A 24,384-nucleotide genomic window follows, 5' to 3' on the forward strand; every position below is an offset into this window, starting at 1 on the left:
GGTCACGATGGGCGCTCTCGATGAACCTCTGACCAAGCTCGTCGGCGACCGCACCGCGAAGGTGCTGGCCGACAGCCTCAAGCTGCACACGGTCGGCGACCTGCTGCACCACTACCCGCGCCGGTACGTCGAGCGCGGCCAGCTCACCAGCCTGGACGAGCTGGAGGTGGACGAGCACGTCACCGTGCTGGCCCGGATCGAGAAGGTCACCCTGATCCCGTTCCGCGGCCGCAAGGGCGACCGCCTCGAGGTGATCGTCACCGACGGGCGGGCCCGGCTCTCGCTGGTCTTCTTCAACCAGGGCTGGCGGCAGAAGGACCTCCGCCCCGGCGCCCAGGGCCTGTTCGCCGGCAAGGTCGGACTGTTCAACCGTACCCGGCAACTCGCCTCGCCCGACTACCAGTTGATCGACGAGGAAGCCGACACCGACGCCGCCACGCAGTTCGCCGGGCGGCTCATCCCGGTCTACCCGGCCAGCGCCCAGATGCCCAGCTGGAAGCTGTCCATCTGCATCGAGACCGCGCTCACCAAACACCTCCCGGACGTCGGCGAGCCGCTGCCCGCCGACCTGCGCGCCGCCCACGACCTCGCCCCGCTGCGCGAGGCCCTGGAGCTGATCCACCGCCCGCGCAACCACGCCGAGCGCGAGCGCGCCCAGGCCCGGCTGCGCTGGGACGAGGCGTTCGTGCTGCAGGTCGCCCTGGCCCAGCGCCGCGCCGCCGACTCCGCGCTGCCCGCCAAACCGCGCACCCCGCGGTCCGGCGGCCTGCTCGACGCCTTCGACGCGCGCCTCCCGTTCACCCTCACCGAGGGCCAGCAGAAGGTCTGCGGCGAGATCCTCCGCGACCTCGCCACCGAGCACCCGATGCACCGGCTGCTCCAGGGCGAGGTCGGCTCCGGCAAGACCCTGGTCGCCCTGCGCGCGATGCTCACCGTGGTCGACGCCGGCGGCCAAGCCGTCCTGCTCGCCCCCACCGAGGTGCTCGCCCAGCAGCACCACCGCTCGATCGTCGAGATGATGGGAGACCTGGCCGAGGGCGGCATGCTCGGCGGCTCCGAACTCGGCACCCGGGTCACCCTGCTCACCGGCTCGATGGGCACGCCCGCCCGGCGTCAGGCCATGCTCGACATGGCCAGCGGCGACGCCGGCCTCGCCATCGGCACCCACGCCCTGATCGAGGACAAGGTCCAGTTCCAGGACCTCGGCCTGGTCGTGGTCGACGAGCAGCACCGCTTCGGCGTCGAGCAGCGCGACGCCCTGCGGGCCAAGGGCGGCCAGCCCCCGCACCTGCTGGTGATGACCGCAACTCCTATCCCGCGTACCGTCGCGATGACCGTCTTCGGCGACCTGGAGACCTCCGTCCTCGACCAGCTGCCCTCCGGCCGCTCGCCGATCTCCTCCCACGTCGTCCCCGTGCTGGAGAAGCCCAACTTCCTCGCCCGCACCTGGGAACGGGTCCGCGAGGAGGTCGGCAAGGGCCACCAGGCGTACGTCGTCTGCCCCCGGATCGGCGACGAGGAGCCCGCCGACCCGAAGAAGAAGCGCAAGGCCGCCGCCGACGACCTGGAGGACCTCGGCGCGGCGAGCGACGAACGCCGCCCGCCGCTCTCGGTGGTGGAGACCGCCGAGATGCTCGCCAAGGGCCCGCTGGCCGGCCTGCGCCTGGAGATCCTGCACGGCCGGCTGGCGCCCGACGCCAAGGACGACGTGATGCGCCGCTTCGCCGCCGGCGAGGTGGACGTCCTGGTCGCCACCACCGTCATCGAGGTCGGCGTCAACGTCCCCAACTCCACCGTGATGGTCATCATGGACGCCGACCGCTTCGGCGTCTCCCAACTCCACCAGCTGCGCGGCCGGGTCGGCCGCGGCAGCGCCGCCGGCCTGTGCCTGCTGGTCAGCGAGATGCCCGCCGGCAGCGCCGCCCGCGCCCGCCTCGACGCCGTCGCCGGCACCCTGGACGGCTTCGCACTCTCCCGCATCGACCTGGAACAGCGCCGCGAGGGCGACGTGCTCGGCCAGGCCCAGTCCGGCGTGAAGTCCTCCCTCAAGGTGCTCTCCGTCCTCGACGACGAGGACGTCATCGCCACCGCCCGCACCGAGGCCACCCGCCTGGTCGCCGCCGACCCCGACCTCGCCGACCACCCGGAGCTCCGCACCGTCCTGGAGAGCCTGCTCGACGAGGAGCGCGCCGAGTACCTGGAGAAGGGCTGACGGAAGCCTCGATTGTCAGTGCCCCAAGAGAGAATGTAGTTGTTCGGGACGCACGCCAACGTGCGGGCCCGGTACGAGAATTGGGGGTCATTGCATGGCATTCCGTCACCTCAACGAGCTGCCGCTCGGCGACAAGGTCTTCCGGATCGAACTCGCCAGCGAGGACGACCGCGAAGTCACCCTCACCCTGACCGGCTGGCGCGAGGGGGCCGCCGCCAGCCCCGTCGCCTCCGGCAAGCTGCGCCTGCCGGTGGAGGACGTCGCGTCGCTGCGCATCGCGCTCAACCGCGCCCTGCGCGCGCTGGCCATCGTCGCCGACGTCTCCGAGCCCATCCCCGACCGCGACGTCCTGCGCGAGCTCTACCCCGGCCACGGCGCCCCCTGGGTGCCGCAGCACGAGGAGGAGCTGGTCCGCCGCTTCCACGACGGCGAGACCATCGCCCGGATCGCCGCCCGCTACGGCCGTACCCCCGACTCCGTCCGCACCAAGCTGCGGGAACTCGGCCACGACCCGCGCCGCCCGGAGTACTGCCCGCCGGACGGCTGCCTCTCCTGGTCCCGCTACGCGTCGCCGGCCCTGCTGGGCGCTGCCGAGGCGTGATCTTCAGGGGCGCGGGGAACTGCGCGACCGGCCACCGCTCTACCTGAGCGCATGGCTGGGCGCGCAGTTCCCCGCGCCCCTCGTGGTCGGCCGATCCCGTAGGTTTGAGCTGCCCGTACGAAAGGACCTCGCAGCAGATGACCCGCGTGATCGCCGGGACGGCCGGCGGCCGCCGGCTGGCCGTGCCGCCCGGCCGGAACACCCGCCCGACCTCCGACAAGGCCCGGGAGGCGATGTTCTCCACGCTGGAGGCGCTCCGCGGGACGATCCACGGCGCCCGGATGCTCGACCTGTTCGGCGGCAGCGGCGCGGTCGGCCTGGAGGCGCTGTCCCGCGGCGCGGTGCACGCCCTCCTGGTGGAGTCCGACGCGAGCGCGGCCCGCACCATCCGCGAGAACGTCCGCACCCTCGCCCTCCCCGGCGCGGAGGTCCGCGCCGACAAGGCCGAACGGGTGATCGCCGGACCGGCCCCGGCGGCCCCGTACGACCTCGTTTTCCTGGACCCGCCGTACGCCGTCACCGATGACCAGGTGCGGGAGATGCTGATCACACTCGGGGCTGGGGGCTGGCTAGCGGAGGACGTACTCGTCACCGTGGAACGCAGCACTCGCGGCGGTGACTTCCGCTGGCCGGAGGGCTTCGACGGCCTGCGCTCGCGCCGGTACGGCGAGGGCACCCTCTGGTACGGTCGCGCCGCTGTCGAGGAAGACCAGGATTCGTAGCACCCGCCGTACCCATCGGAAACGGGCCACAAGGGAGTGGACGCATGCGCCGCGCCGTCTGTCCGGGGTCGTTCGACCCCATCACCAACGGGCACCTCGACATCATCGAGCGGGCCTCGAAGCTGTACGACGTGGTCCATGTCGCGGTGCTGATCAACAAGAACAAGCAGGGCATGTTCTCCATCGAGGAGCGGATCGCGCTCATCGAGGAGACCACCGCGCAGTACGGCAACATCGAGGTGGAGTCGCATGCCGGCCTGCTGGTGGACTTCTGCCGGGACCGTGGCATCCCCGCGATCATCAAGGGCCTGCGGGCGGTCAGCGACTTCGACTACGAGCTCCAGATGGCCCAGATGAACCACGGGCTGACCGGGGTGGAGACGCTGTTCGTGCCGACGTCGCCGACCTACAGCTTCCTCTCCTCCAGCCTGGTGAAGGAGGTCGCCTCCTACGGGGGCGACGTCTCGCACCTGCTGCCCGAGGTGGTCAACGCCCGGCTGGTCGAGCGAATCGCCGAGCGCGCCCGCTGAACGGCGCGGGAGACCGCTCCGACTGACAGGGCGTTGTGAGCTCCGGGGGCAGTGGCCGTACAGTCTGTAGTCCCTGCCCCGTGGGCGCTGCCGAGCCGACGGGGACTGCCTCCGCCGCACCTCGGCGGCACACGGAAAGACTGAAGCGCCCGTGGACGTGCAGCAGAAACTCGATGAGATCGTCGCCATGGTCGAGAAGGCCAAGGCGATGCCGATGTCGGCCTCGTGCGTGGTGAACCGTGCCGAGCTGACCGGGATGCTGCGCGACCTGCGCGACACCATGCCGGCCGAACTCGCCCACGCCCAGTCGGTGGTGGCCGACCACCAGCAGATGGTGGCCGACGCCCACGCCCAGGCCGACCAGATCATCCGCGGCGCGCACGACGAGCGCGGTTCGCTGATCTCCGACACCGAGGTGGTCCGCCAGGCCCAGGCCGAGGCCGACCGGATCCTGGCCGAGGCCCGGGCCGAGGTGGAGACCAAGCGCGCCGAGGCGGACGACTACGTCGACTCCAAGCTGGCCAACTTCGAGGTCGTGCTCACCAAGACGCTGGGCGCGGTCGGCCGCGGCCGGATCAAGCTGCGCGGCGAGTCCGGCGTGTACGAGCCGGACGCCGAGGGCGAGACGGACGGCGAGGAGTTCCAGCCGCGGTTCAGCCCGAGCCCCGAGGCGGACGAGTACGTCGACGTGAAGCTCGCCACGCTGGAGGCGGTGCTCTCGGCCACCCTGGAGGCGGTCGGCAAGGGCCGCGACAAGCTGCTCGGCAAGGCCCCGATCGACGAGCTGGGCGCCTACCTGGCCGCCGCCGACGAGGCCCAGCAGCTCAAGAACCGGGCCGAGGCGGTCGCCGCGGGCTTCGCCAACGAGGAGGAGCAGCCCTGGTACCGGGAGGACGTCCCGCAGCAGCAGAGCTGGCCGGAGCAGACCCCCGCCGCGGCCGGCTGGCAGGCCCCCGGTGAGGACCCTCCCCCAGCCTCCGGCTGGGGGGACCCCCATGGCCAGCCGCAGGCTCCGCAGTACGCCGAGGTCTACAACGGCGGCTACGACCCGGCGGGCGCGCCGCAGGCCGACCCGTACGGCAACCAGTACGGCTACCAGCAGCAGCCCCAGGTCGACCAGTACGGCTACCCCCAGCAGCAGGCGTACCCGCAGCAGTACGACCAGTGGGGCCACCCCCAGCCGGAGGTCGGCGGAGGGTACCCGCAGCAGCAGGGGCAGGCGCAGGTCCCGCAGCAGGGCAACCTGGACGAGACCAGCTTCTTCGACACCAGCATGATCGACATGACCCGGCTCCGGGAGCTCGGCGGCCGCTGAACCCGGTCGCCCGGGGGAGCGAAGTTGGGCCTGGCGCGACTCTCCGGTAGTCTGACCACTCCGGCCTGTTCGTGCCGGGTTCGCCGCGTGCCCGCGAACGGGCCGCGCACCGCAGGAACCATCGCGACACGCAGGGATGCGTGCCGCCGCCAGGAAGTCAGGACACCTTGAACCGCCTCGACCACCGCGACCCCCTCGTGTTCGACACGCACGAGCTCGGTCGTCGCCCCGGCTCGATGCGCAAGGTCGCCCGCACCCTGGAGGCCCCGGAGGGCCTGGGCATCGCGGATGTGATCGGCGTCCCGGAGAAGAGCGAGATCACGCTGGAGCTCCGCCTGGAGTCGGTGGTCGAGGGCGTGCTGGTGACCGGCAGCGCCGAGACCCACGTCGAGGGCGAGTGCTCCCGCTGCCTCGACCCGGTGGAGGACGACCTGGAGGTCGACTTCCAGGAGCTGTACTACTACCCGGAGTCCGACGAGCGCCACCGCGCCCGGACCACCGGGACCGACGACCTCGACGAGGAGTCGGAAGAGGAGACTTACCGTCTGGAGGGCGACTTCTTCGACCTCCAGCCGGTGCTGCGTGACGCGGTGGTGCTTGCACTGCCGCTGCAGCCGGTGTGCCGGGAAGACTGCCTGGGTCTGTGCTCCGAGTGCGGGGCCAGCCTGAACGACGACCCGGACCACCACCACGATGCCGCCGACCCTCGGTGGGCGGCTCTGCAGGGACTCTCCGCCGCCCCCGGCGACGAGGGTGACGAAGACAAGAACAGCGGTACCCGTGAGGGTCTCGCCGAGAACCAGGAGAAGTAGCCGTGGCTGTTCCGAAGCGGAAGATGTCGCGCAGCAACACGCGCCACCGCCGGTCCAACTGGAAGGCCGTCGCGCCCGCGCTCGTCGCGTGCGACCGCTGCCACGAGCCGAAGCTGGCGCACATCGCGTGCCCGAGCTGCGGCACGTACAACCGTCGCCAGGTCCTCTCGGTCTGATCGGCGGGGTGCACGGATCGATGTCGGACAGTAACTCTCCCCGCAAGTCGGTCCCCGCTACCAACGGGGGCAAGGTCGGCGGGCCGGCTTCGACCGAATACGACGTCCTGGAAGGGCGCCTCGGGTACACGCTCGAGCGCGCCCTTCTGGTGCGCGCCCTGACCCACCGCTCGTACGCGTACGAGAACGGTGGCCTGCCCACCAACGAGCGCCTGGAGTTCCTGGGCGACTCGGTCCTGGGCCTGGTGGTGACCGACACCCTCTACCGCCTCCACCCGGAGGTCGCCGAGGGCACGCTCGCCAAACTTCGCGCCGCGGTGGTCAACTCCCGCGCGCTCGCCGAGGTCGGCCGCGGCCTGGACCTCGGTGCCTTCATCCGGCTCGGCAAGGGTGAGGAGGGGACCGGCGGCCGCGACAAGTCGTCGATCCTCGCCGACACCGTCGAGGCCGTGATCGGCGCCATCTACCTGGACCAGGGCCTGGAAGCCGCGACCGCCTTCGTGCACCGGCTGTTCGACCCGCTGATCGAGGAGTCCGCCCAGCTCGGCGCCGGCCTCGACTGGAAGACCAGCCTCCAGGAGCTGACCGCCATGGTCGGCATCGGCGTCCCCGAGTACGTGGTGACCGAGTCCGGTCCCGACCACGAGAAGACCTTCACCGCCGCCGCCCGGGTGGCCGGCGAGGACTACGGCACCGGCACCGGCCGCTCCAAGAAGGAAGCCGAGCAGAAGGCCGCCGAGTCCGCCTGGCGTGCGATCAAGGCCAAGTACGGCGACGACCAGCCGGGTGCCGGCGCAGCCGCCTAGGCTGGCCACGTGCCCGAACTTCCCGAGGTCGAGGTGGTCCGGCGGGGTTTGACCCGCTGGGTCGCCGGCCGGACCGTCATCGCCGCCCAGGTCCTCCATCCACGCGCCGTCCGCCGCCAACCCGGCGGGGCCGACCAGTTCACCGCCATGCTCGTCGGCGCCACCCTCGGCGACGCCCAGCGCCGCGGCAAGTACCTGTGGGTACCGCTCGGCAACGGCCTGTCGATGGTGGGCCACCTCGGCATGAGCGGCCAACTGCTCGTCCAGGACGCCTCGGTGCCGGACGAGACCCACCTGCGGGTCCGGCTCCGCTTCACCGACGGCGACGGCGAACTGCGCTTCGTCGACCAGCGCACCTTCGGCGGACTCGCCGTCGAGGAGGCCGAACCGGACGACCCCGAGCACACCCCCGTCTCCATCGCGCACATCGCCCGCGACCCGCTCGACCCGCGCTTCGACGACGCCGCCTTCGTCACCGCGCTGCGCGCCAAGCGCACCACCGTCAAGCGCGCCCTGCTCGACCAGACCCTGATCAGCGGTGTCGGCAACATCTACGCGGACGAGGCGCTCTGGCGCACCCGGCTCCACTACGACCGGCCCACCGCCACCCTGACCCGCCCGCTCGCCACCGAACTGCTGCGGCACGCCCGCGAGGTGATGACCGCCGCGCTGGCCGTCGGCGGCACCAGCTTCGACAGCCTCTACGTGAACGTGAACGGCGAGAGCGGCTACTTCTCGCGCGACCTCGACGCGTACGGGCGCGAGGGGGTGCCCTGCCGGCGCTGCGGGACGCCGATGCGGCGGGAGGCGTGGATGAACCGGTCCAGCTACTTCTGCCCGCGCTGCCAGCGGCGACCGCGGTAGGTACGAGCCGGCGCGGTAGGCACGAGCCCGGCTTCAGTTCACCGGTTCCGGGACCTTGGGGCGGTTCCCGTGGGCCTCGGTCTCGCTCTGGCCGAAGTAGGCGACACCGACCGCGCTGACCACGGCGAGGACGAAGCCGGTCACCGCGAGCCAGCCGAGGCCCGCGCGGGAGGAGTCGCCCAGCCACAGCACGCCGACGGCGCCCGGCACCACCGTCTCGCCGACCACCAGCGCCGCGGTCGCCGCGTTCACCGAGCCGATCTGCAGGGCCACCGTGTGCAGGTACATCCCGCCCAGGCCGCCGATCAGGATCGCGTACAGCGCCGGGTCGCCGACCAGCTGCGCCAGGTCGAAGGGCTGGACGCCGTCGAGGATCCGGACGCCGATGCCGAGCGCGCCGAAGCCGAGGCCGGAGAGCAGGCCCGCGACGATCGCACCGCTGCGCCCGAGCCGGCGGACCAGCAGGCTGCCGCCGGCGATCAGCACGACGGTCACGCCGAGCAGCCACCAGTGGAACGCCATCGGCGCGTGGTGTCCGCCCTCGGGGCCGGCTGCTGCGGCGAGCAGCACCAGCGCGCCGCACAGCACCCCGATGGAGACCCACTCCAGCCGCTTGAGCCGCAGCCCGAGCAGTTTGATGCTCAGCACGGCGGTGATCACCAGGTTGGCGCTGATGATGGTCTGGGAGAGGAAGAGCGGCAGCAGCCGCGCGGCCAGCGCGCCGAGCATGAAGCCGACGAAGTCGAGCACCGTACCCAGGATGAACTCCCAGGTCACCGCGGCCTTGGCGGTGGAGGCGAGGCTCGGGCCGCCGTGTTCGGTGGTGGCGGTCCCGGTGGATTCGGCGGCCTCCTGCCGGGCCGAGCGGCGGGCGCCGAGGGCTTGCAGCACCGAACCGGTGCCGTAGCAGGCGGACGCCGCGACGGCGGTGACGAGGCCGATGATCACCAGGAAGCTCCGAATCGGTGGCAGAGGGGGCCGGCACAGGGACGGGCTGAGGGGCCGGGCAGGCACCACTATGCCCTCTCCGGGCACCGGCGGCGGACGGCGAGTGGGGGTTCCGGCCGGTCGGCGGGGTCGGGATCCGCCTGCGGTACGGGGTGGGATCATCCCGGGGTAGGGGTCCGGATCCACCCGGGGTAGCAGCCGCGTGCCCCCGGCGGACCGGTACCTTCTCTGATATGAGAACTGCTATCCGCCGCCCCGCGGCCACCGTGCCGCTCGCCGTGCTGGCGGCACTGCTGGGGCTGCTCCTGCTCCTCGCCGCGCCCGCGCGGGCCGCGGGCGGGATCGACGCGGCCGCGACGACCCTGAAGCAGGGCCAGGTCTACGTCGATCCGGCGATGACCGGCCGCTTCTCCGCGGCCCAGGCGGCGGACCTCACCAAGAAGCTGAACAAGGCGGACAAGCCGATCTTCGTCGCCGTCCTGCCGGACAGCAACGAGTACCCGCGCACGACCGTCGCCAAGGACCTGCGGACCAAGGTCGGCATCGTCGGCGTGTACGCGATCTGGCGCGGCAACGAGTTCAAGGCGTTCTCCGACGCCAAGGCGCTGCGGCCGTCGTCCACGGACAACATCGCCGGCGCGGCCCTGCGCTCGCACCCCGGCGACATCAACGGCACCCTCAACGACTTCGTCGACCAGGCCGCCAAGCAGACCAAGGGCGAGGGCGTGAACGGCGGGGGAGTCTCCGTCGCCGCGATCGTGATCCCGGTGGTGCTGCTGGCACTGGTCGGCGGCGGTGTGTTCCTGCTGTTCCGCCGCGCGAAGAAGCGCAAGGAGGAGAAGGTCCGGGCCGAGCTGGCGCAGCTGCGCACCGTGGTCGACGAGGACATCACCGCCTTCGGCGAGGAGCTCGACCGGCTGGACTTCAACCCCGGCGCCGGCGACGCGGACGACGCCCAGCGCGCCGACTACACCCGCGCGCTGGACGCGTACGACCGCGCCAAGCGGTCCATGGACGAGGCCAAGCGTCCCGAGGACGTCAAGCCGGTGACCGAGGCACTGGAGGACGGCCGGTTCGCGCTGGCCACCCTGGCGGCCCGCCGGGACAAGCGGCCGCTGCCCGAGCGCCGGGTGCCGTGCTTCTTCGACCCGCGGCACGGGCCCTCGGTGCGCGACGTGGAGTTCGCGCCGATGGGCGGCGCGGTGCGCACCGTCCCGGCGTGCGCCGACGACGCGGACCGCCTCGCCACCGGCCAGGACCCGCACATCCGCACGGTGCAGACCGACCACGGCCACGAGCCGTACTGGAACGCCGGCCCGGCGTACAGCCCGTGGGCGGGCGGCTACTTCGGCGGCGGGATCCTGCCCGGCCTGGTGGTCGGCACCGTGCTCGGCTCGGCGCTGTCCACGCCGAGCTACGCGTACGCCGCCGGCGGTGGCTACGGCGACTACGGCCACCACCACGGCGACCACGGCGTCTGGGACGCCAACGGCGGCGCGGACGCCGGCGAGTACTCGGGCGGGGACTTCAACGCGTCCGACTTCGGCAGCTTCGACGGCGGCGGCTTCGACTCCGGTGGTTTCGACGGCGGCGGTGGCGGCGACTTCGGCGGCTTCTGAGCCTGATCCTGATCCGCCCGGCACGCGCTGTGCGGCACGGCCCCCGGTCCCCAGCGGACCGGGGGCCGCGCCGTTTCCGTCCGGGCCGGCCGTGGCAGGCTGGTGCGGTGACCGTCGAACCCGCCGAGCGCTCCGCCGACCTGCCGCCCGACCCGTTCCCGGCCCTGCCGACCGCCACGCCCTCCGACGGTGTGCGGAGGGTCGGTGGAAGCCGCGTGAAGCCGGCGCCGTTCGCGCTCTGGATGCCCGACTATGGTCGAGACATGCAAGGTCGCGACGGTCTGCAGCCCGTCCGCGCCACCATCTGGGTGCGCGGACGCGTCCAACAGGTCGGCTTCCGCTGGTGGACCAGGGCCCGTGCCCTGGAGATCGGGCTCAACGGCTACACGAGCAACCTCGGCGACGGCCGGGTGCAGGTGGTGGCCGAGGGGCTGCACGGCGAGTGCGAGCAACTGCTGGCACTGCTGCGCGGTCCCGACACGCCCGGCCGCGTCACCGGCGTCACCGAGATCTGGTCGGCGACGGGCGAGGGGTACGACGGATTCGCGATCCGATGAACACACCGCAGTTGCCGGTAGGAGGAGAGCCTCCCGGCAACTGCCGGTGTCATGCGGTTGCCATTCGGGCAGACTCGTGGTTGACTCCGCAAGCGTAGTGATCCTTTCGATCCCTCCGCCCCGACCCGTGGCGTGTCGATCCCGCCATGCAGGTGACAGGGGGGCGGTAGCGTGCGGTGATCGTGTTGACCCGTAGGGTCTTTGGTGAGACGCTTGAAGCCCGCGCACAGGTCTGCGTTTATGCCGACGGGGTCATGCCGTATGGGCCCAGCTCATCGCGGCTGTCCCGGAGTGCCCAGCCAGCACGTCCGGCGGCGTGGACGCGTGCGCATCCCTTCCCCCAAGACCCATACCGTACACGGTTCGGTCACTCAGCGTGGAGGACCATACATCATGGCAAAGGCGCTTCTCGGGTACGTCGGCGGCCCCGACCCGCGAATGCTCTCCGAGATGCGACGGCTGCAGCAGCGCGTCCTGGACCTGGAGAAGGAGCTCATGAAGCTCCAGGCCGAGAACGACGCTCTCACCGCTGTCGCTGACGAGCACTCGCTGCTCAACAGCATCGACCTGGACCAGCGGGAGCCGGCCCTCACCTGATACCGCGATCCTCACCGATCGACGCTGTTGCGCACAAGAGCTTCCCCACAAGGGATGGCAGCTTGCAAGGGACGTCCCGGGTGACGTCCCTTCGTCGCATCCGAAGCCCTTTGCCGAGGCCGTTCGGACTGTTCGGACCTCGGCGCGGTGGCCCCTTCCGGCGTGGACAGGGCCACCACCGCGTCCACCGCCACCTGGCCGGATACAGTCGCCAGCGGGACCGGTAGTCGCGGCGGAGGAGGACGGGCGCGTGCACCTGAAGAGTCTGACGCTGCGCGGATTCAAGTCCTTCGCCTCCGCCACCACGCTGCGCTTCGAACCCGGCATCACCTGCGTCGTCGGTCCCAACGGCTCCGGCAAGTCCAATGTCGTCGACGCCCTCTCCTGGGTCATGGGGGAGCAGGGCGCCAAGTCGCTGCGCGGCGGCAAGATGGAGGACGTCATCTTCGCCGGTACCAGCGGACGCGCTCCGCTCGGCCGTGCCGAGGTCAGCCTCACCATCGACAACACCGACGGCGCGCTGCCCATCGACTACTCCGAAGTCACCATCACCCGGACCATGTTCCGCAACGGCGGCAGCGAGTACGCCCTCAACGGCACCACCTGCCGCCTGCTCGACATCCAGGAACTGCTCTCCGACTCCGGCATCGGCCGCGAGATGCACGTCATCGTCGGCCAGGGTCAACTCGACTCCGTCCTCCACGCCGACCCCATGGGACGCCGCGCCTTCATCGAGGAGGCGGCCGGCGTCCTCAAGCACCGCAAGCGCAAGGAGAAGGCGCTGCGCAAGCTGGACGCGATGCAGGGAAACCTCAACCGCGTCCAGGACCTCGTCGCCGAACTGCGCCGCCAGCTCGGCCCGTTGGGACGCCAGGCCAAGATCGCCCGGCGGGCCGCCGGGATCCAGGCCGAACTGCGCGACGCCCGGCTGCGGCTGCTCGCCGACGACCTGCTGGTGCTGCGCCGGGCCGTCGAGGCCGAGGTCGCCGACGAACTGGCGCTCAAGCTGCGCCGCACCACCGTCGAGCAGGAGCTCGCCAAGGCGATCCAGCGCGAAGCCGTACTGGAGGCCCAGGTCGAACAGCTCGGACCGCAGCTGGAAGCCGCCCGGCAGACCTGGTACCGGCTCTCCTCGCTCGCCGAGCGCACCCGCGGCACCGTCGGCCTCGCCGAGGCCCGGGTCCGCTCCGCGGCCGGCGTCGGCCAGGCCGAGGAGCGGCGCGGCCGCGACCCCGAGGAGCTGGAACGCGAGGCCGAGCGCGTCCGCGAGGAGGAGGCCACCCTCGCCGAGGCGCTGGAGGAGGCGCAGTACGCGCTGGCCGAGGCCGTCGAGTCGCGCGGCGACCTGGAACGCGCCCTCACCGCCGAGGAGACCCGGCTCAAGGCCGCCGCCCGGGCCATCGCGGACCGCCGGGAGGGACTCGCCCGCCTGCAGGGGCAGGCCGCTGCCGCCCGGTCCAAGGCGTCCAGTGCCGAGGCGGAGATCGGCCGGCTCGCCCTCGCCCGCGACGAGGCCGTCGCCCGGGCCGCGGCCGCCGAGGCCGAGTACGCCGAACTCCGGGAGCACTCCGACGGTCTGGCCGCCGGCGACGAGGAACTGGAGCACGCCCACGACCGGGCCCGGGCCGCCCTCGCCGACGCCGAACGCGAACTCGCCGCCGTCCGGGACGCGGCAGGCGCCGCCGAGCGGGAGCGCGCGGCGCTCACCGCACGCCACGAGACGCTGGCCCTCGGGCTGCGACGCAAGGACGGCAGCGGCACGCTGCTCGGCGGCGGCGGCGGAGACGGCGACGACGACGAACGGCCGGTCGGGGTGCTCGGCGCCGCCGCCGAACTGCTCTCCGTCCAGCCCGGGTACGAGCTCGCCGTCGCGGCGGCGCTCGGCGCGGCGGCGGACGCGGTCGTGGTCGACGGGGTGGGAGCGGCGGCGCAGGCCCTGCGACTGCTGCGCAAGCTGGACGCGGGACGGGCGGCCCTGCTGATCGCCACTCCGGGCGACGACGACGGCCACCAGGGGGCGGCCCAGGACGTTCGGGCGGCCCAGGAGGTTCACACGCCCCTGCCGGCTTCGCTCCTGGTCTCGGGCCGCGCAGGCGTCGCCCAGGCCGCCAGGGTGCTGCTGGCCGGGGCGTGGGTGGTGCCCGATCTCGGCGCGGCGGCCGAACTGCTGGCCTCGCAGCCGGACGCCACCGCCGTCACCCTGGACGGCGACGTGCTGTCGCGGAGCTTCGCCCAGGGCGGCTCGGCCGGCGCCCCCAGCCTGCTGGAGACCCAGGCCGCGGTCACCGAGGCCGCTCACCGGATCGATGAACTCGACGTACGGTGCGCCGACTTGGCGGAGCAGCTGGCCGAGCGGACGGAGCGCCGCCGGGAGTTGGCCGCCGAGCTGGAGCAGTTGGCCGCCGAGCGGCGGCGCGGCGAGAAGGAGCGGGCCGACCTGGCCGGTGCGCTGGGTCGCTCGGGCGGCCAGGCGCGGGCCGCCGCCGGTGAGGCGGAACGGTTGTCCACCGCCGTGGCGAAGGCCGAGCAGGGGCTCGCCGAGGCCCGGGAGGCCGCCGAGGAACTCGCCGAACGGCTGCTGGTGGCCGAGGAGTCGGCCGACTCCGGGGAGGACGAGCCGGACGGCGCCGAGCGTGACCGGCTGGCCGCCGCCGGATCGGCCGCCCGGCAGGCGGAGATGGAGGCGCGGCTGGCCGTGCGCACCCACGAGGAGCGGGTCCGCGGTCTGGCCGGCCGGGCGGACCAGCTCGACCGGGCGGCCCGCGCCGAGCGCGACGCCCGGGCCCGGGCCGCCGAGCGCCGCGAACGCGCCCGCCGGGAGGCGGCGGTGGCGTCCGCGGTCGCCGCCGGCGCCCGGCAGTTGCTGAGCCGGATCGAGGAGTCGCTGACCACCGCCGAGGCCGAGCGCGCCGAGGTCGAGCAGCTGCGCGGCGAGCGTGAGACCGAGCTGCGCTCCTTCCGCGAGTACGGTCGCGAACTCAAGTCGGAACTCGACAAGTTGGTCGACGCGAGCCACCGGGACGAGGTGCTGCGGGCGGAGAAGCGGCTGCGGATCGAGCAGCTGGAGGCCCGTGCGCTGGAGGAGTTCGGCATCGAGGGCGGCGAACTGCTGGCCACGTACGGACCCGACCAGCTCGTCCCGCCACCGCTGCCGGAGGAGGGCGAGGAGCCGGGTGAGCCGCGGCCGTACGTCCGGGCCGAGCAGGAGAAGCGGCTGAAGGCGGCCGAGCGGGCGTACCAGCAGCTGGGCAAGGTCAACCCGCTGGCGCTGGAGGAGTTCGCGGCGCTGGAGGAGCGGCACCGCTTCCTCGGCGAGCAGTTGGACGACCTCAAGAAGAGCCGCCGCGACCTGATGGACATCGTCCGGGACGTCGACGCCCGGGTGGAACAGCTCTTCACCGCGGCGTACCACGACACCGCGGCGCAGTTCGAGGGCGTCTTCTCCCGGCTCTTCCCGGGCGGCGAGGGGCGGCTGGTGCTGACCGACCCGGAGTCCATGCTGACCACCGGCGTCGAGGTGGAGGCGCGGCCGCCCGGCAAGAAGGTGAAGCGGCTGTCCCTGCTGTCGGGCGGCGAGCGCTCGCTGACCGCGGTCGCCCTGCTGGTGTCGATCTTCAAGGCGCGCCCCAGCCCGTTCTACGTGATGGACGAGGTGGAGGCGGCGCTGGACGAGACCAACCTGCGCCGACTGATCGCGATCATGGAGGAGCTCCGGGCGAGCTCCCAGCTGATCGTGATCACCCACCAGAAGCTCACCATGGAGTCGGCCGACGCCCTCTACGGCGTCACCATGAAGGGCGACGGCATCTCCCAGGTGATCAGCCAGCGCCTGCGCGACGAACACCGTGAACGGAAACCGGCCGAACGCGGGCCTGTCGAAGCCTGAGCACCGCGGCACCCCTAAGTGATACTGGACGGGTTATGGAATACGTGATCCTTGCCGTAGTCATCGCTGTGGTCGCCGTCGGCGCGATCGCGGGTTTCGTCGTCACCGGCAAACGACGCAAGCAGCTGCCCCCGCCGACGCAGACCCCGGTCGTCACGCCGCCGTCCGCCCAGGCCGAGACCAAGGCGCCGCCGAAGGTGGCGGAGGAGGGCGCGGCTCCGCCGACGCAGGCTCCGGCCGAGACCGCCACCGCCCCGGCCGGCGCGCCGGCGGCCGAGGAGACCGCTGCCGCCCCGGCCGAGGACGCCACCGCGGCCCCGGCCGAGGAGCTGGTGGTCGAGGAGGCCGAGGTCGCGCCCGCGATCGAGGTCCCCGAGCCGACCGCCGGCCGGCTGGTGCGGCTGCGTTCGCGCCTGTCGCGCTCGCAGAGCACCCTCGGCAAGGGTCTGCTGACCCTGCTCTCCCGGGACCGCCTCGACGAGGACACCTGGGAGGAGATCGAGGACACCCTGCTGACCTCGGACATCGGCGTCGCCGCCACCCAGGAGCTGGTGGACAACCTCCGTACCCGGGTCAAGGTGCTCGGCACCCGCACCCCGGACGAGCTGCGCGGCCTGCTCCGTGAGGAGCTGATCACCCTGATCGGCCCCGACTCCGACCGCACCGTGCGCTCGACCAAGCACGAGGAGGGCCCGGCGGTCGTCCTGGTCGTCGGCGTGAACGGCGTCGGCAAGACCACCACCACCGGCAAGCTGGCCCGCGTCCTGGTCGCCGACGGCCGCCGGGTGGTGCTCGGCGCGGCCGACACCTTCCGTGCCGCCGCCGCCGACCAGCTGCAGACCTGGGGCGAGCGGGTCGGCGCGCACACCGTGCGCGGCCCGGAGGGCGGCGACCCCGCCTCGGTCGCGTTCGACGCGGTCAAGGAGGGCATCGCCGAGGGCGTGGACACCGTGCTGGTGGACACCGCCGGCCGACTGCACACCAAGACCGGCCTGATGGACGAGCTGGGCAAGGTCAAGCGGGTCGTGGAGAAGCACGGCCCGGTGGACGAGGTGCTGCTCGTCCTGGACGCCACCACCGGTCAGAACGGGCTGGTCCAGGCCCGGGTGTTCGCCGAGGTGGTCGACATCACCGGCATCGTGCTCACCAAGCTCGACGGCACCGCGAAGGGCGGCATCGTGGTCTCGGTGCAGCGGGAGCTGGGCGTGCCGGTCAAGCTGATCGGGCTCGGCGAGGGCGCGGACGACCTGGCGCCGTTCGAGCCGGGGGCGTTCGTAGACGCACTCCTCGGCTGACGTGAACCACTAGGGGCGCGAGGAACTGCGCGACCAGCCATTTGCTCACGTAGAGCGGTGGCTGGGCGCGCAGTTCTCCCCCAGCCTTCGGCCGGGAGGTGCCCCCACGCGCCCCTTCTGTGGTTGCCCTCACCCCGCGAAGGAAGGTGTCCGCTCGCGGGTGCGGTGGCAGGCGTACGCCAGGGTGCCGAGCAGGAGGCGGGCCTCGGGGGGACACGCCGCGCTCTCCCGACAGGGACGGCGCAGCCACCGCATCGCCCCCAGCCCGGCCAGCGCCACGGGCGGCGCGGCCACGTAGCTGCCGACGCCGTGGCAGGCGAGGTCGAGCGAGGCGTCGTCCCAGCCCATCCGGTAGAGCAGGTCGGGCAGCCGCTGGGCGGTGCCGGGGGCGACGAAGAACAGCAGCCGCCCGGCGGGGGAGGCCAGCACCGGGCCGACCTGGGTGCCCATCCGCTCCAGCCGCACCAGGGCCTGGAGCCCGGGCTGGGAGGGCACGTCCAGCACGTCGAAGTGGATGCCGGCGGGCAGCAGCAGCGGCCGGTCGGCGGCGCACAGGGTGCGCAGCTCGTGCACGGCCGTGCCGGGGCCGGCGATCGGGCCGACCGCGCCGTGCAGGCCGGGCGCGGCGCAGTGGGTGGCGATGCAGTCGCAGCCGCCGCCGGTGCGCGTCGGCGGGCCGCCGGCGGTGACGGACCAGCCCCAGCGGCCGGTGTACTCGGTGGCCGCCTGGAGCGCGGTGGGCCGGGTACGGCGGCGCGCGCCGAGCGGTGCGAGCCGCAGGGTGCCGAGCCGGAGATCGCCGAACAGGTTGTCCATGCCTCCCCCAACAGATTCCGGTTGCTGGTGGTTACGGGACTGTGACGGTCCGTCGATTGTCCGCTGCGGAGTGCGCCCTGCGTTCGAGGCGCGCGCAGGACGGCGCACACCGATTCGAGTGGCGCGGGCGAGGATGCGCCTTGCACCGGCCCGCCGGATGCCGGATCGTCGTAGCCGCACGCTGCCTCCGCCGTCGACCGGGGCCCTCGCCCGGCACATGCCGGGGTCAAGCCGAGCTGACTATTAGTGAAGCGCGAGCGCGGCCAAGGTTGTTCACTCGTGGGGGTGGCGAAAGGTGGCGTTTCTCCGGTGGTGCTCCCCCGGATGGCGGACGGGCCGCTACGTTCAGCACTACGGAACGCAGCGGGCTGCTCACGCCGGTGATCGGTAGGGGTGGTTCGGACGAGCAGGGCCCCGGGTCGCGGGGCGGGATGGGGACGGTCCCATGGCAGACAAGCAACCGAACGAGAAGCTGGCCTCGTGGTTCGCCCGGAGCGGCTGGTCGAAGGGCGAGCTGGCCCGCCAGGTGAACCGGCGGGCTCGGCAGATCGGCGCCCACCACGTCTCCACCGACACCTCCCGGGTCCGCCGCTGGCTGGACGGCGAGCAGCCGCGCGAGCCGATCCCGAAGATCATGTCCGAGCTGTTCTCCGAACGCTTCGGCTCGGTGGTCTCGGTCGAGGACCTGGGCCTGCGCACGGCGATCCCGGTCTCCACCGTCGGCGGCGGGGTCGACCTGCCGTGGAGCGCCCCGCAGACCGTGCAGCTGATCAGCGAGTACTCGCGCAGCGACCTGATGCTCAACCGCCGCGGTTTCCTCGGCACCTCGCTGGCGCTGACTGCCGGCGCGGCGCTGATCGAGCCGATGCAGCGGTGGCTCACCCCCGGCCCGAGCGGCGCGCCCACGCCCATCCTGGCCGCGGCCAACGGCGGCGAGCCGTACTCCGGACGGCTGTCCGAGCCGGAGCTGCAACTGCTGGAGCAGACCACCGAGATGTTCCGGCAGTGGGACGCCCAGAACGGTGGCGGGCTGCGCCGCAAGGCGGTTGTCGGCCAACTCCACGAGGTCACCGACCTGCTCCAGGAGACCTATCCGGAGGCCACCACCAAGCGACTCTTCCGGCTGACCGCCGAGCTGGCCCACCTGGCCGGCTGGATGTCGTACGACGTCGGCATGCACCCGAGCGCGCAGAAGTACTACGTCCTGGCGCTGCACGCGGCCAAGGAGGCCGGCGACCGGCCGTTCGGCGCGCTGATCCTGACCGACATGAGCCGGCAGATGATCCACCTCAACCGCGGCGAGGACGCACTGGAGCTGATCCACCTCGCCCAGTACGGCAGCCGCGACACCGCCGGTGCCCGCCAGCAGGCGCTGCTGTACGCGATGGAGGCGCGCGCGTACGCCACGATCGGCGAGGTCAACCGGTGCGCCCGGGCGGCCCGGCTGGCCGAGGACACCTTCAGCGACTGCCGGACCGGTGACGACACCCCGGACTGGCTGAAGTTCTTCTCCGAGGCCGAGCTCAACGCGGAGAACGCGCACTCGTACCGCGACCTGGCCTACCACTCCAGCCGCAGCCCGCTGTACGCGTCGATGGCGGCTCCGGTGATGGAGCGCGCGGTCGACCTGTTCCGCGAGGACGGCGACCACGTCCGCAGCTACGCCTTCAACCTGGTCGGCATGGCCAGCGTCCACCTGCTGCAGAACGAGCCGGAGGAGGCCGCCCGCTGGTGCGGGGAGGCGGTGGACATCGCCAAGCGGGTCCGCTCGGAGCGGCTGAACACCCGGGTGCGCAAGACCTCCGAGGCGGCCACCCGGCATTTCAAGGGCGTGGCCGAGGTCGACCGGCTGGCCGAGCGGGTGGTCCAGGACATCCCCGAGTACGCCTCGGCCGTGTAGCCCGGCCGAGGGGCCGTTTTCGGCCGGTGATCGCACGCGCACTCTCGGTGGCGCGGGCCGTACCGTAGCGCAGGACATGCCATGACACGGCCGTGGTTCACGTGCTCGTAACGCCCGCGTCAACCGTGTCACTGGCGCGAAACACCGAGCCGCATCGGCCGAAACCAGCCTTCGGCACTCTCCTCTTCATCGCCGACACCCCGGGACGGCACGGGACAGATATCCCGGGTGTGGAGCGGCTTTCATTTCGGAGGAGACGCCGATGCCGGACGGCTTCAGCGCGGGCGATACCGCCTTTGTGTTCATCTGTGCGGCCCTGGTCATGTTGATGACCCCGGGTCTGGCCTTCTTCTACGGAGGCATGGTCAGGGTCAAGAGCACCCTCAACATGCTGGTCATGAGCTTTGTCTCGCTCGCGATCGTCAGCGTGCTGTGGGTCCTCTACGGGTACTCGCTGTCCTTCGGCCCCGACGCGGGCGCCGGTCTGATCGGCAACCTGGACTACCTCGGGATGCGCGGCATCGACCTGAACGCCCTCACCGGCACCATCCCGGTGACCGCGTTCGCCGCCTTCCAGCTGATGTTCGCGATCATCACCCCGGCGCTGATCAGCGGCGCCATCGCGGACCGCGCCAAGTTCACGGCGTGGAGCCTGTTCGTGGCGCTGTGGGTGACGATCGTCTACTTCCCGGTCGCCCACTGGGTGTTCTTCTTCGACGGCGGCAACGGCGGCTGGCTCGGCGACCGCAACGGCGTGATCGACTTCGCCGGCGGTACCGCGGTCCACATCAACGCCGGCGCGGCCGGCCTCGCCCTGGCCCTGGTGCTCGGCAAGCGGATCGGCTTCAAGAAGGACCCGATGCGCCCGCACAGCCTGCCGCTGGTGATGCTCGGCTCCGGCCTGCTGTGGTTCGGCTGGTTCGGCTTCAACGCCGGCTCGGCGCTGGCCGCCAACGGCGTGGCCGGCATGGCGTTCATGAACACCCAGGTCGCCACCGCCGCCGCCATGCTCGGCTGGCTCGCCTACGAGAAGATCAAGCACGGCGCGTTCACCACGCTGGGCGCCGCCTCCGGCGCGGTGGCCGGCCTGGTCGCCATCACCCCCGCCTGCGGTTCGGTGTCGATGCTCGGCGCCATCGCCATCGGCGTGATCGCCGGCGCGGCCTGCGCCGCGGCGATCAGCCTCAAGTACAAGTTCGGCTTCGACGACTCGCTCGACGTGGTCGGCGTCCACCTGGTCGGCGGCATCATCGGCTCGCTGCTGATCGGCTTCTTCGCCACCGGCCACGTCGGCCAGACCGCGTCCGGCCTGTTCTACGGCGGCGGCTTCACCCAGCTCGGCAAGCAGGCGCTCGGCGTGGTCGTGGTCCTGGTCTACTCCTTCGTCCTGTCCTGGCTGCTCGGCACGGCGATCCAGAAGACCATCGGCTTCCGGGTCTCCGAGGACGTCGAGGTGGCCGGCATCGACCAGGCCGAGCACGCCGAGTCGGCGTACGACTTCAGCGCGGTCGGCGCCAGCCTGGCCCGCGCCCTGTCGACCCCCGTGACCGTTCCCGCCGAGAAGACCGAGGTCGACGCCTGATGAAGCTCATCACCGCCGTCATCAAGCCGCACCGCCTGGACGAGGTGAAGGAGGCCCTGCAGGCCTTCGGCGTCCACGGCCTGACCGTCACCGAGGCCAGCGGCTACGGCCGCCAGCGCGGCCACACCGAGGTCTACCGCGGTGCCGAGTACACCGTGGACCTGGTCCCCAAGGTCCGGATCGAGATCCTGGTCGACGACGACGACGCCGAGCAGCTGATCGACGTGGTGGTCAAGGCCGCCCGCACCGGCAAGATCGGTGACGGCAAGGTCTGGTCCGTCCCGGTGGACACCGCCGTCCGGGTCCGCACCGGCGAGCGCGGCCCCGACGCGCTCTAGGGCGGGCGGGCCTGCGCCTAGCATTCAGCACACCACTCCTGGCGGATCTGCTGCCCACCCGGCGGCAGGTCCGCCGCAGGCGTACCGGCACCACGGACGGGGAGACGACGTGACGACCACCGAAGGCCACCACCCGCCCTCCGAGCCCGGCGACGACGCGGCCGACCACGCCGTCGGTCAGGCCGTCGATCGGGCGGTCGACCGTGCCGTTGATCAGGCTGCCGACCGTCCCGTCGATCGGGCCAACGGTCAGGCTGCCGATCGGGCCGTGGACCGCGCGGTCGATCAGGCTGCCGAGCGTCCTGTCGGGCCCGGCGTCGACTACGCCGCCGAGCGAACCCGGCTGCTGGCCGATCCGGCGACCGTCGGTGCGCCGCGCCGCGCCGCCCTGTCCGCGCTCACCGACCGGTGGCTGACCGGGCTGTACCGGGCGGCCGGCGCGCCGCCCGGCACGGCGCTGGTCGCGGTCGGCGGCTACGGGCGCGGCGAACTCTCCCCGCGCAGCGACCTGGACGTCCTGCTGCTGCACGAGGGCCCGCTCGACGCCGAGCTGCCCGAGCGGATCTGGTACCCGGTCTGGGACGGCGGCGCCGCCCTCGACCACGCGGTGCGCACCGTCGCCGAGGCCCGCGCGGTCGCCGCCGAGGACCTCAAGGCCCAGCTCGGCCTGCTCGACGCCCGCCACCTGGCCGGCGACCCGGCGCTCACCGCCGCCCTGCGCTCGGCCGTGCTGGCCGACTGGCGCGCCACCGCGCCCAAGCGGCTGCCCGAGCTGCACCGGCTGTGCCAGGCCCGCGCCGAACGCCACGGCGAGCTGTCCTTCCTGCTGGAGCCCGACCTCAAGGAGGCCCGCGGTGGCCTGCGCGATGTGGTCGCGCTCAACGCCATCGCCGCCACCTGGCTCGCCGACGCCCCCCGCGACGGCCTGGACGCCGCCGCCGAGCGGCTGGCCGACGTCCGGGACGCGCTGCACCTGGTCACCGGCCGCGCCACCGAACGGCTCAGCCTCCAGGACCAGGACCAGGTCGCCGCCAGGCTCGGCGTGCTGGACGCCGACACCCTGCTGCGCCAGGTCTACGAATCCGCCCGCACCATCGCCTACGCCTCCGACGTCACCTGGCGCTCGGTTGAACGGGTGCTCGCCGCCCAGGCCAACCGCGGTCGGCGGATCTCCCGGCTGGCGTTCCCGTTCAGCGGAGTGGGCCGCGGCACCGGTGCGGTCGCCAAGGGGACGGTGGCCCGCCGCCCGCTCGCCGAGGGCGTGGTGGAACAGGACGGCGAGGCCGTCCTCGCCCAGGGCGCCAGACCCGCCGGCGACCCGGTGCTGCCGCTGCGCGCCGCCGCGGCCGCCGCCCAGGCCGGGCTCACCGTCTCGTACGCCACCGTGCGGCGCCTCGCCGCCGAGGCCCGCCCGCTGCCGGTGCCCTGGCCGGACGAGGCGCGCGAGCAGCTGGTCACCCTGCTCGGCGCCGGCGAGGCCTGTCTGCCGGTGTGGGAGGCGCTGGAGGCGGAGGGCCTGATCAGCCGCCTGCTGCCGGACTGGGAGCGGGTCCGGTGCCGCCCGCAGCGCAACGCGGTGCACCGCTGGACGGTCGACCGGCACCTGATCGAGACCGCGGTGAAGGCCGCCGCGATGACCCGTCGGGTGGCCCGGCCCGACCTGTTGCTGGTGGCCGCCCTGCTGCACGACATCGGCAAGGGCTGGCCCGGCGACCACTCCGAGGCGGGCGAGGTGATCGTGCGCGACGTGGCGACCCGGATGGGCTTCGACAAGACCGACACCGACACGCTGGCCCTGCTGGTCCGCCACCACCTCACGCTGATCGACACCGCCACCCGGCGCGACCCCGACGACCCGGCCACCGTCGACCTGATCACCACGGTGGTCGGCACCCTGCCCCACCTGGAGCTGCTGCACGCCCTCACCGAGGCCGACGCCACCGCCACCGGACCGGCCGCCTGGAGCAGCTGGCGGGCCTCCCTGGTGGCCGGCCTGGTGGCCCGGGCGGCCGGCCGGCTGACCGGTGAGACGACCTTCCCGGCCGATGTCGAGCCCACCGCCGACGAGGAGCGGCTGGCCGTCGAGGCGGCGCGTACGCGCGCGCCGGCGCTCGCCCTGCGCGCCCACGCCGAGGGCCCGTACACCGGCCCGGACGGCGGTTTGAACGGTGGCCCGAACAGCGGTCCGGACGGGGGCTCGCCGGCCACCGAGCCGATGGGCGTGGAGCTCACGCTGGCCATCCCGGACCGGCCCGGCCTGCTCGGCACCGTCGCCGGCGTGCTGGCGCTGCACCGGCTGACCGTCCGCAAGGCCGGGCTGCGCGAGCTGGACCCGGTCGGCGCCGGCCCGGTGCTGCTGCTCTCCTGGACGGTCGCCGCCGAGTACGGCGAACTGCCGGAGGCCGCCCGGCTGCGGGCCGACCTGCGGCGCGCCCTGGACGGGTCGCTGGACGTCGCCCGCAAACTCGCCGAGCGCGACGCCGCGGCCCCGCGGCGGCGCGGGATCGCCACCCCGCCGCCGGTGGTCACGGTGGCACCCGGCGCCGCCTCGGTCAGCGCGACCGTGCTGGAGGTGCGCGCCCACGACGCCCCGGGGCTGCTGCACCGGATCGGGCGGGCGCTGGACGGCGCGGGGGTGCGGGTGCGGACCGCGCACGTGTCGACCCTCGGCGCGGACGCCGTGGACGCCTTCTACGTGACCGACGCCGAGGGCCGCCCGCTGGCCGCCGACCAGGCCGCGGCCGTGGCGCGGGCGGTCCAGGAGGCACTCGGCTGACCGGGGGAACGCCCCTGGTCGACCGGGGAGTC

General features: G+C 72.9%; 20 protein-coding genes. 18 read left to right on the plus strand and 2 right to left on the minus strand.

Annotated features, from left to right (window positions below):
- Positions 1-7 precede the first annotated feature (7 nt).
- The 9 genes from recG (at position 8) to mutM (ending at position 8,038) form a co-directional block, all read left to right on the plus strand.
- Positions 8-2,212, plus strand: coding sequence for an ATP-dependent DNA helicase RecG (gene recG, locus FHR36_RS04205; RefSeq protein ID WP_253793839.1), 2,205 nt, complete (start codon positions 8-10; stop codon positions 2,210-2,212).
- A gap of 94 nt (positions 2,213-2,306) precedes the next feature.
- The gene (locus FHR36_RS04210) at positions 2,307-2,813 is read left to right on the plus strand and encodes a hypothetical protein (protein WP_253793841.1); all 507 of its coding nucleotides are present in this window, start codon (positions 2,307-2,309) and stop codon (positions 2,811-2,813) included.
- Positions 2,814-2,950: 137 nt separating this feature from the next.
- A complete protein-coding gene (gene rsmD / locus FHR36_RS04215) occupies positions 2,951-3,535 on the plus strand; it encodes a 16S rRNA (guanine(966)-N(2))-methyltransferase RsmD (RefSeq protein ID WP_253793843.1) in 585 nt (194 codons plus the stop codon).
- Between the two features lie 44 nt (positions 3,536-3,579).
- On the plus strand, positions 3,580-4,065 hold the full coding sequence (gene coaD, locus FHR36_RS04220; RefSeq protein WP_253793844.1) for a pantetheine-phosphate adenylyltransferase: 486 nt from the start codon (positions 3,580-3,582) through the stop codon (positions 4,063-4,065).
- A 151-nt stretch (positions 4,066-4,216) separates the two neighbouring features.
- The gene (locus FHR36_RS04225; RefSeq protein ID WP_253793845.1) at positions 4,217-5,380 is read left to right on the plus strand and encodes a F0F1 ATP synthase subunit B; all 1,164 of its coding nucleotides are present in this window, start codon (positions 4,217-4,219) and stop codon (positions 5,378-5,380) included.
- Positions 5,381-5,547: 167 nt separating this feature from the next.
- Positions 5,548-6,192, plus strand: a complete 645-nt coding sequence (locus FHR36_RS04230) for a YceD family protein (protein WP_253793846.1) — start codon at positions 5,548-5,550, stop codon at positions 6,190-6,192.
- Between the two features lie 2 nt (positions 6,193-6,194).
- Positions 6,195-6,368 (plus strand): 50S ribosomal protein L32, encoded by a 174-nt coding sequence (gene rpmF, locus FHR36_RS04235; RefSeq protein ID WP_030275709.1) that lies wholly within the window; start codon positions 6,195-6,197, stop codon positions 6,366-6,368.
- 20 nt (positions 6,369-6,388) lie between these two features.
- Positions 6,389-7,174, plus strand: coding sequence for a ribonuclease III (gene rnc, locus FHR36_RS04240; RefSeq protein ID WP_253793847.1), 786 nt, complete (start codon positions 6,389-6,391; stop codon positions 7,172-7,174).
- Between the two features lie 9 nt (positions 7,175-7,183).
- Positions 7,184-8,038, plus strand: coding sequence for a bifunctional DNA-formamidopyrimidine glycosylase/DNA-(apurinic or apyrimidinic site) lyase (mutM, locus tag FHR36_RS04245; RefSeq protein WP_253793848.1), 855 nt, complete (start codon positions 7,184-7,186; stop codon positions 8,036-8,038).
- Between the two features lie 33 nt (positions 8,039-8,071).
- Here mutM and FHR36_RS04250 read toward each other — a convergent pair whose 3' ends face one another.
- On the minus strand, positions 8,072-8,986 hold the full coding sequence (locus FHR36_RS04250) for a DMT family protein (RefSeq protein WP_253793849.1): 915 nt from the start codon (positions 8,984-8,986) through the stop codon (positions 8,072-8,074).
- A 233-nt stretch (positions 8,987-9,219) separates the two neighbouring features.
- Between FHR36_RS04250 and FHR36_RS04255 the strand changes: the two genes are divergently transcribed.
- From FHR36_RS04255 to ftsY, 5 genes are all read left to right on the plus strand, one after another.
- Positions 9,220-10,605 (plus strand): EGFR-like transmembrane domain-containing protein, encoded by a 1,386-nt coding sequence (locus tag FHR36_RS04255; protein WP_253793850.1) that lies wholly within the window; start codon positions 9,220-9,222, stop codon positions 10,603-10,605.
- Between the two features lie 263 nt (positions 10,606-10,868).
- A complete protein-coding gene (locus FHR36_RS04260; RefSeq protein WP_253794726.1) occupies positions 10,869-11,162 on the plus strand; it encodes an acylphosphatase in 294 nt (97 codons plus the stop codon).
- A 393-nt stretch (positions 11,163-11,555) separates the two neighbouring features.
- Complete coding sequence (locus tag FHR36_RS04265) at positions 11,556-11,759, plus strand: hypothetical protein (protein ID WP_253793851.1); 204 nt, start codon at positions 11,556-11,558, stop codon at positions 11,757-11,759.
- Between the two features lie 250 nt (positions 11,760-12,009).
- Positions 12,010-15,645, plus strand: coding sequence for a chromosome segregation protein SMC (gene smc, locus FHR36_RS04270; protein WP_253793853.1), 3,636 nt, complete (start codon positions 12,010-12,012; stop codon positions 15,643-15,645).
- A 35-nt stretch (positions 15,646-15,680) separates the two neighbouring features.
- Positions 15,681-16,940: a signal recognition particle-docking protein FtsY gene (gene ftsY / locus FHR36_RS04275; RefSeq protein ID WP_253793855.1), complete on the plus strand. Its 1,260-nt coding sequence runs from the start codon at positions 15,681-15,683 to the stop codon at positions 16,938-16,940.
- 129 nt (positions 16,941-17,069) lie between these two features.
- Here ftsY and FHR36_RS04280 read toward each other — a convergent pair whose 3' ends face one another.
- Complete coding sequence (locus FHR36_RS04280; protein WP_253793857.1) at positions 17,070-17,756, minus strand: bifunctional DNA primase/polymerase; 687 nt, start codon at positions 17,754-17,756, stop codon at positions 17,070-17,072.
- 445 nt (positions 17,757-18,201) lie between these two features.
- Between FHR36_RS04280 and nsdA the strand changes: the two genes are divergently transcribed.
- The 4 genes from nsdA (at position 18,202) to FHR36_RS04300 (ending at position 24,352) form a co-directional block, all read left to right on the plus strand.
- On the plus strand, positions 18,202-19,656 hold the full coding sequence (nsdA, locus tag FHR36_RS04285; protein ID WP_253793858.1) for a transcriptional repressor NsdA: 1,455 nt from the start codon (positions 18,202-18,204) through the stop codon (positions 19,654-19,656).
- A 262-nt stretch (positions 19,657-19,918) separates the two neighbouring features.
- Positions 19,919-21,238 (plus strand): ammonium transporter, encoded by a 1,320-nt coding sequence (locus FHR36_RS04290; RefSeq protein ID WP_253793859.1) that lies wholly within the window; start codon positions 19,919-19,921, stop codon positions 21,236-21,238.
- Complete coding sequence (locus tag FHR36_RS04295; RefSeq protein WP_253793861.1) at positions 21,238-21,576, plus strand: P-II family nitrogen regulator; 339 nt, start codon at positions 21,238-21,240, stop codon at positions 21,574-21,576. Before FHR36_RS04290 ends, FHR36_RS04295 begins: the two co-directional genes overlap by 1 nt.
- Positions 21,577-21,844: 268 nt before the next feature.
- Positions 21,845-24,352 (plus strand): [protein-PII] uridylyltransferase, encoded by a 2,508-nt coding sequence (locus FHR36_RS04300; RefSeq protein ID WP_253794728.1) that lies wholly within the window; start codon positions 21,845-21,847, stop codon positions 24,350-24,352.
- Positions 24,353-24,384 lie beyond the last annotated feature (32 nt).

It is taken from the genome of Kitasatospora cinereorecta, assembly GCF_024172095.1.
Classification (GTDB): domain Bacteria; phylum Actinomycetota; class Actinomycetes; order Streptomycetales; family Streptomycetaceae; genus Kitasatospora; species Kitasatospora cinereorecta.

Bases quoted from the DNA above. Each gene is read 5' to 3' on its own strand.
- rsmD (WP_253793843.1), top strand. From the start codon at position 2,951: ATGACCCGCGTGATCGCCGGGACGGCCGGCGGCCGCCGGCTGGCCGTG.
- FHR36_RS04260 (WP_253794726.1), top strand. From the start codon at position 10,869: ATGCAAGGTCGCGACGGTCTGCAGCCCGTCCGCGCCACCATCTGGGTG.
- nsdA (WP_253793858.1), top strand. From the start codon at position 18,202: ATGGCAGACAAGCAACCGAACGAGAAGCTGGCCTCGTGGTTCGCCCGG.
- FHR36_RS04280 (WP_253793857.1), bottom strand. From the start codon at position 17,756: ATGGACAACCTGTTCGGCGATCTCCGGCTCGGCACCCTGCGGCTCGCA.
- ftsY (WP_253793855.1), top strand. From the start codon at position 15,681: ATGGAATACGTGATCCTTGCCGTAGTCATCGCTGTGGTCGCCGTCGGC.
- FHR36_RS04210 (WP_253793841.1), top strand. From the start codon at position 2,307: ATGGCATTCCGTCACCTCAACGAGCTGCCGCTCGGCGACAAGGTCTTC.
- FHR36_RS04295 (WP_253793861.1), top strand. From the start codon at position 21,238: ATGAAGCTCATCACCGCCGTCATCAAGCCGCACCGCCTGGACGAGGTG.
- recG (WP_253793839.1), top strand. From the start codon at position 8: ATGGGCGCTCTCGATGAACCTCTGACCAAGCTCGTCGGCGACCGCACC.
- FHR36_RS04265 (WP_253793851.1), top strand. From the start codon at position 11,556: ATGGCAAAGGCGCTTCTCGGGTACGTCGGCGGCCCCGACCCGCGAATG.
- FHR36_RS04255 (WP_253793850.1), top strand. From the start codon at position 9,220: ATGAGAACTGCTATCCGCCGCCCCGCGGCCACCGTGCCGCTCGCCGTG.
- rnc (WP_253793847.1), top strand. From the start codon at position 6,389: ATGTCGGACAGTAACTCTCCCCGCAAGTCGGTCCCCGCTACCAACGGG.
- coaD (WP_253793844.1), top strand. From the start codon at position 3,580: ATGCGCCGCGCCGTCTGTCCGGGGTCGTTCGACCCCATCACCAACGGG.
- FHR36_RS04290 (WP_253793859.1), top strand. From the start codon at position 19,919: ATGCCGGACGGCTTCAGCGCGGGCGATACCGCCTTTGTGTTCATCTGT.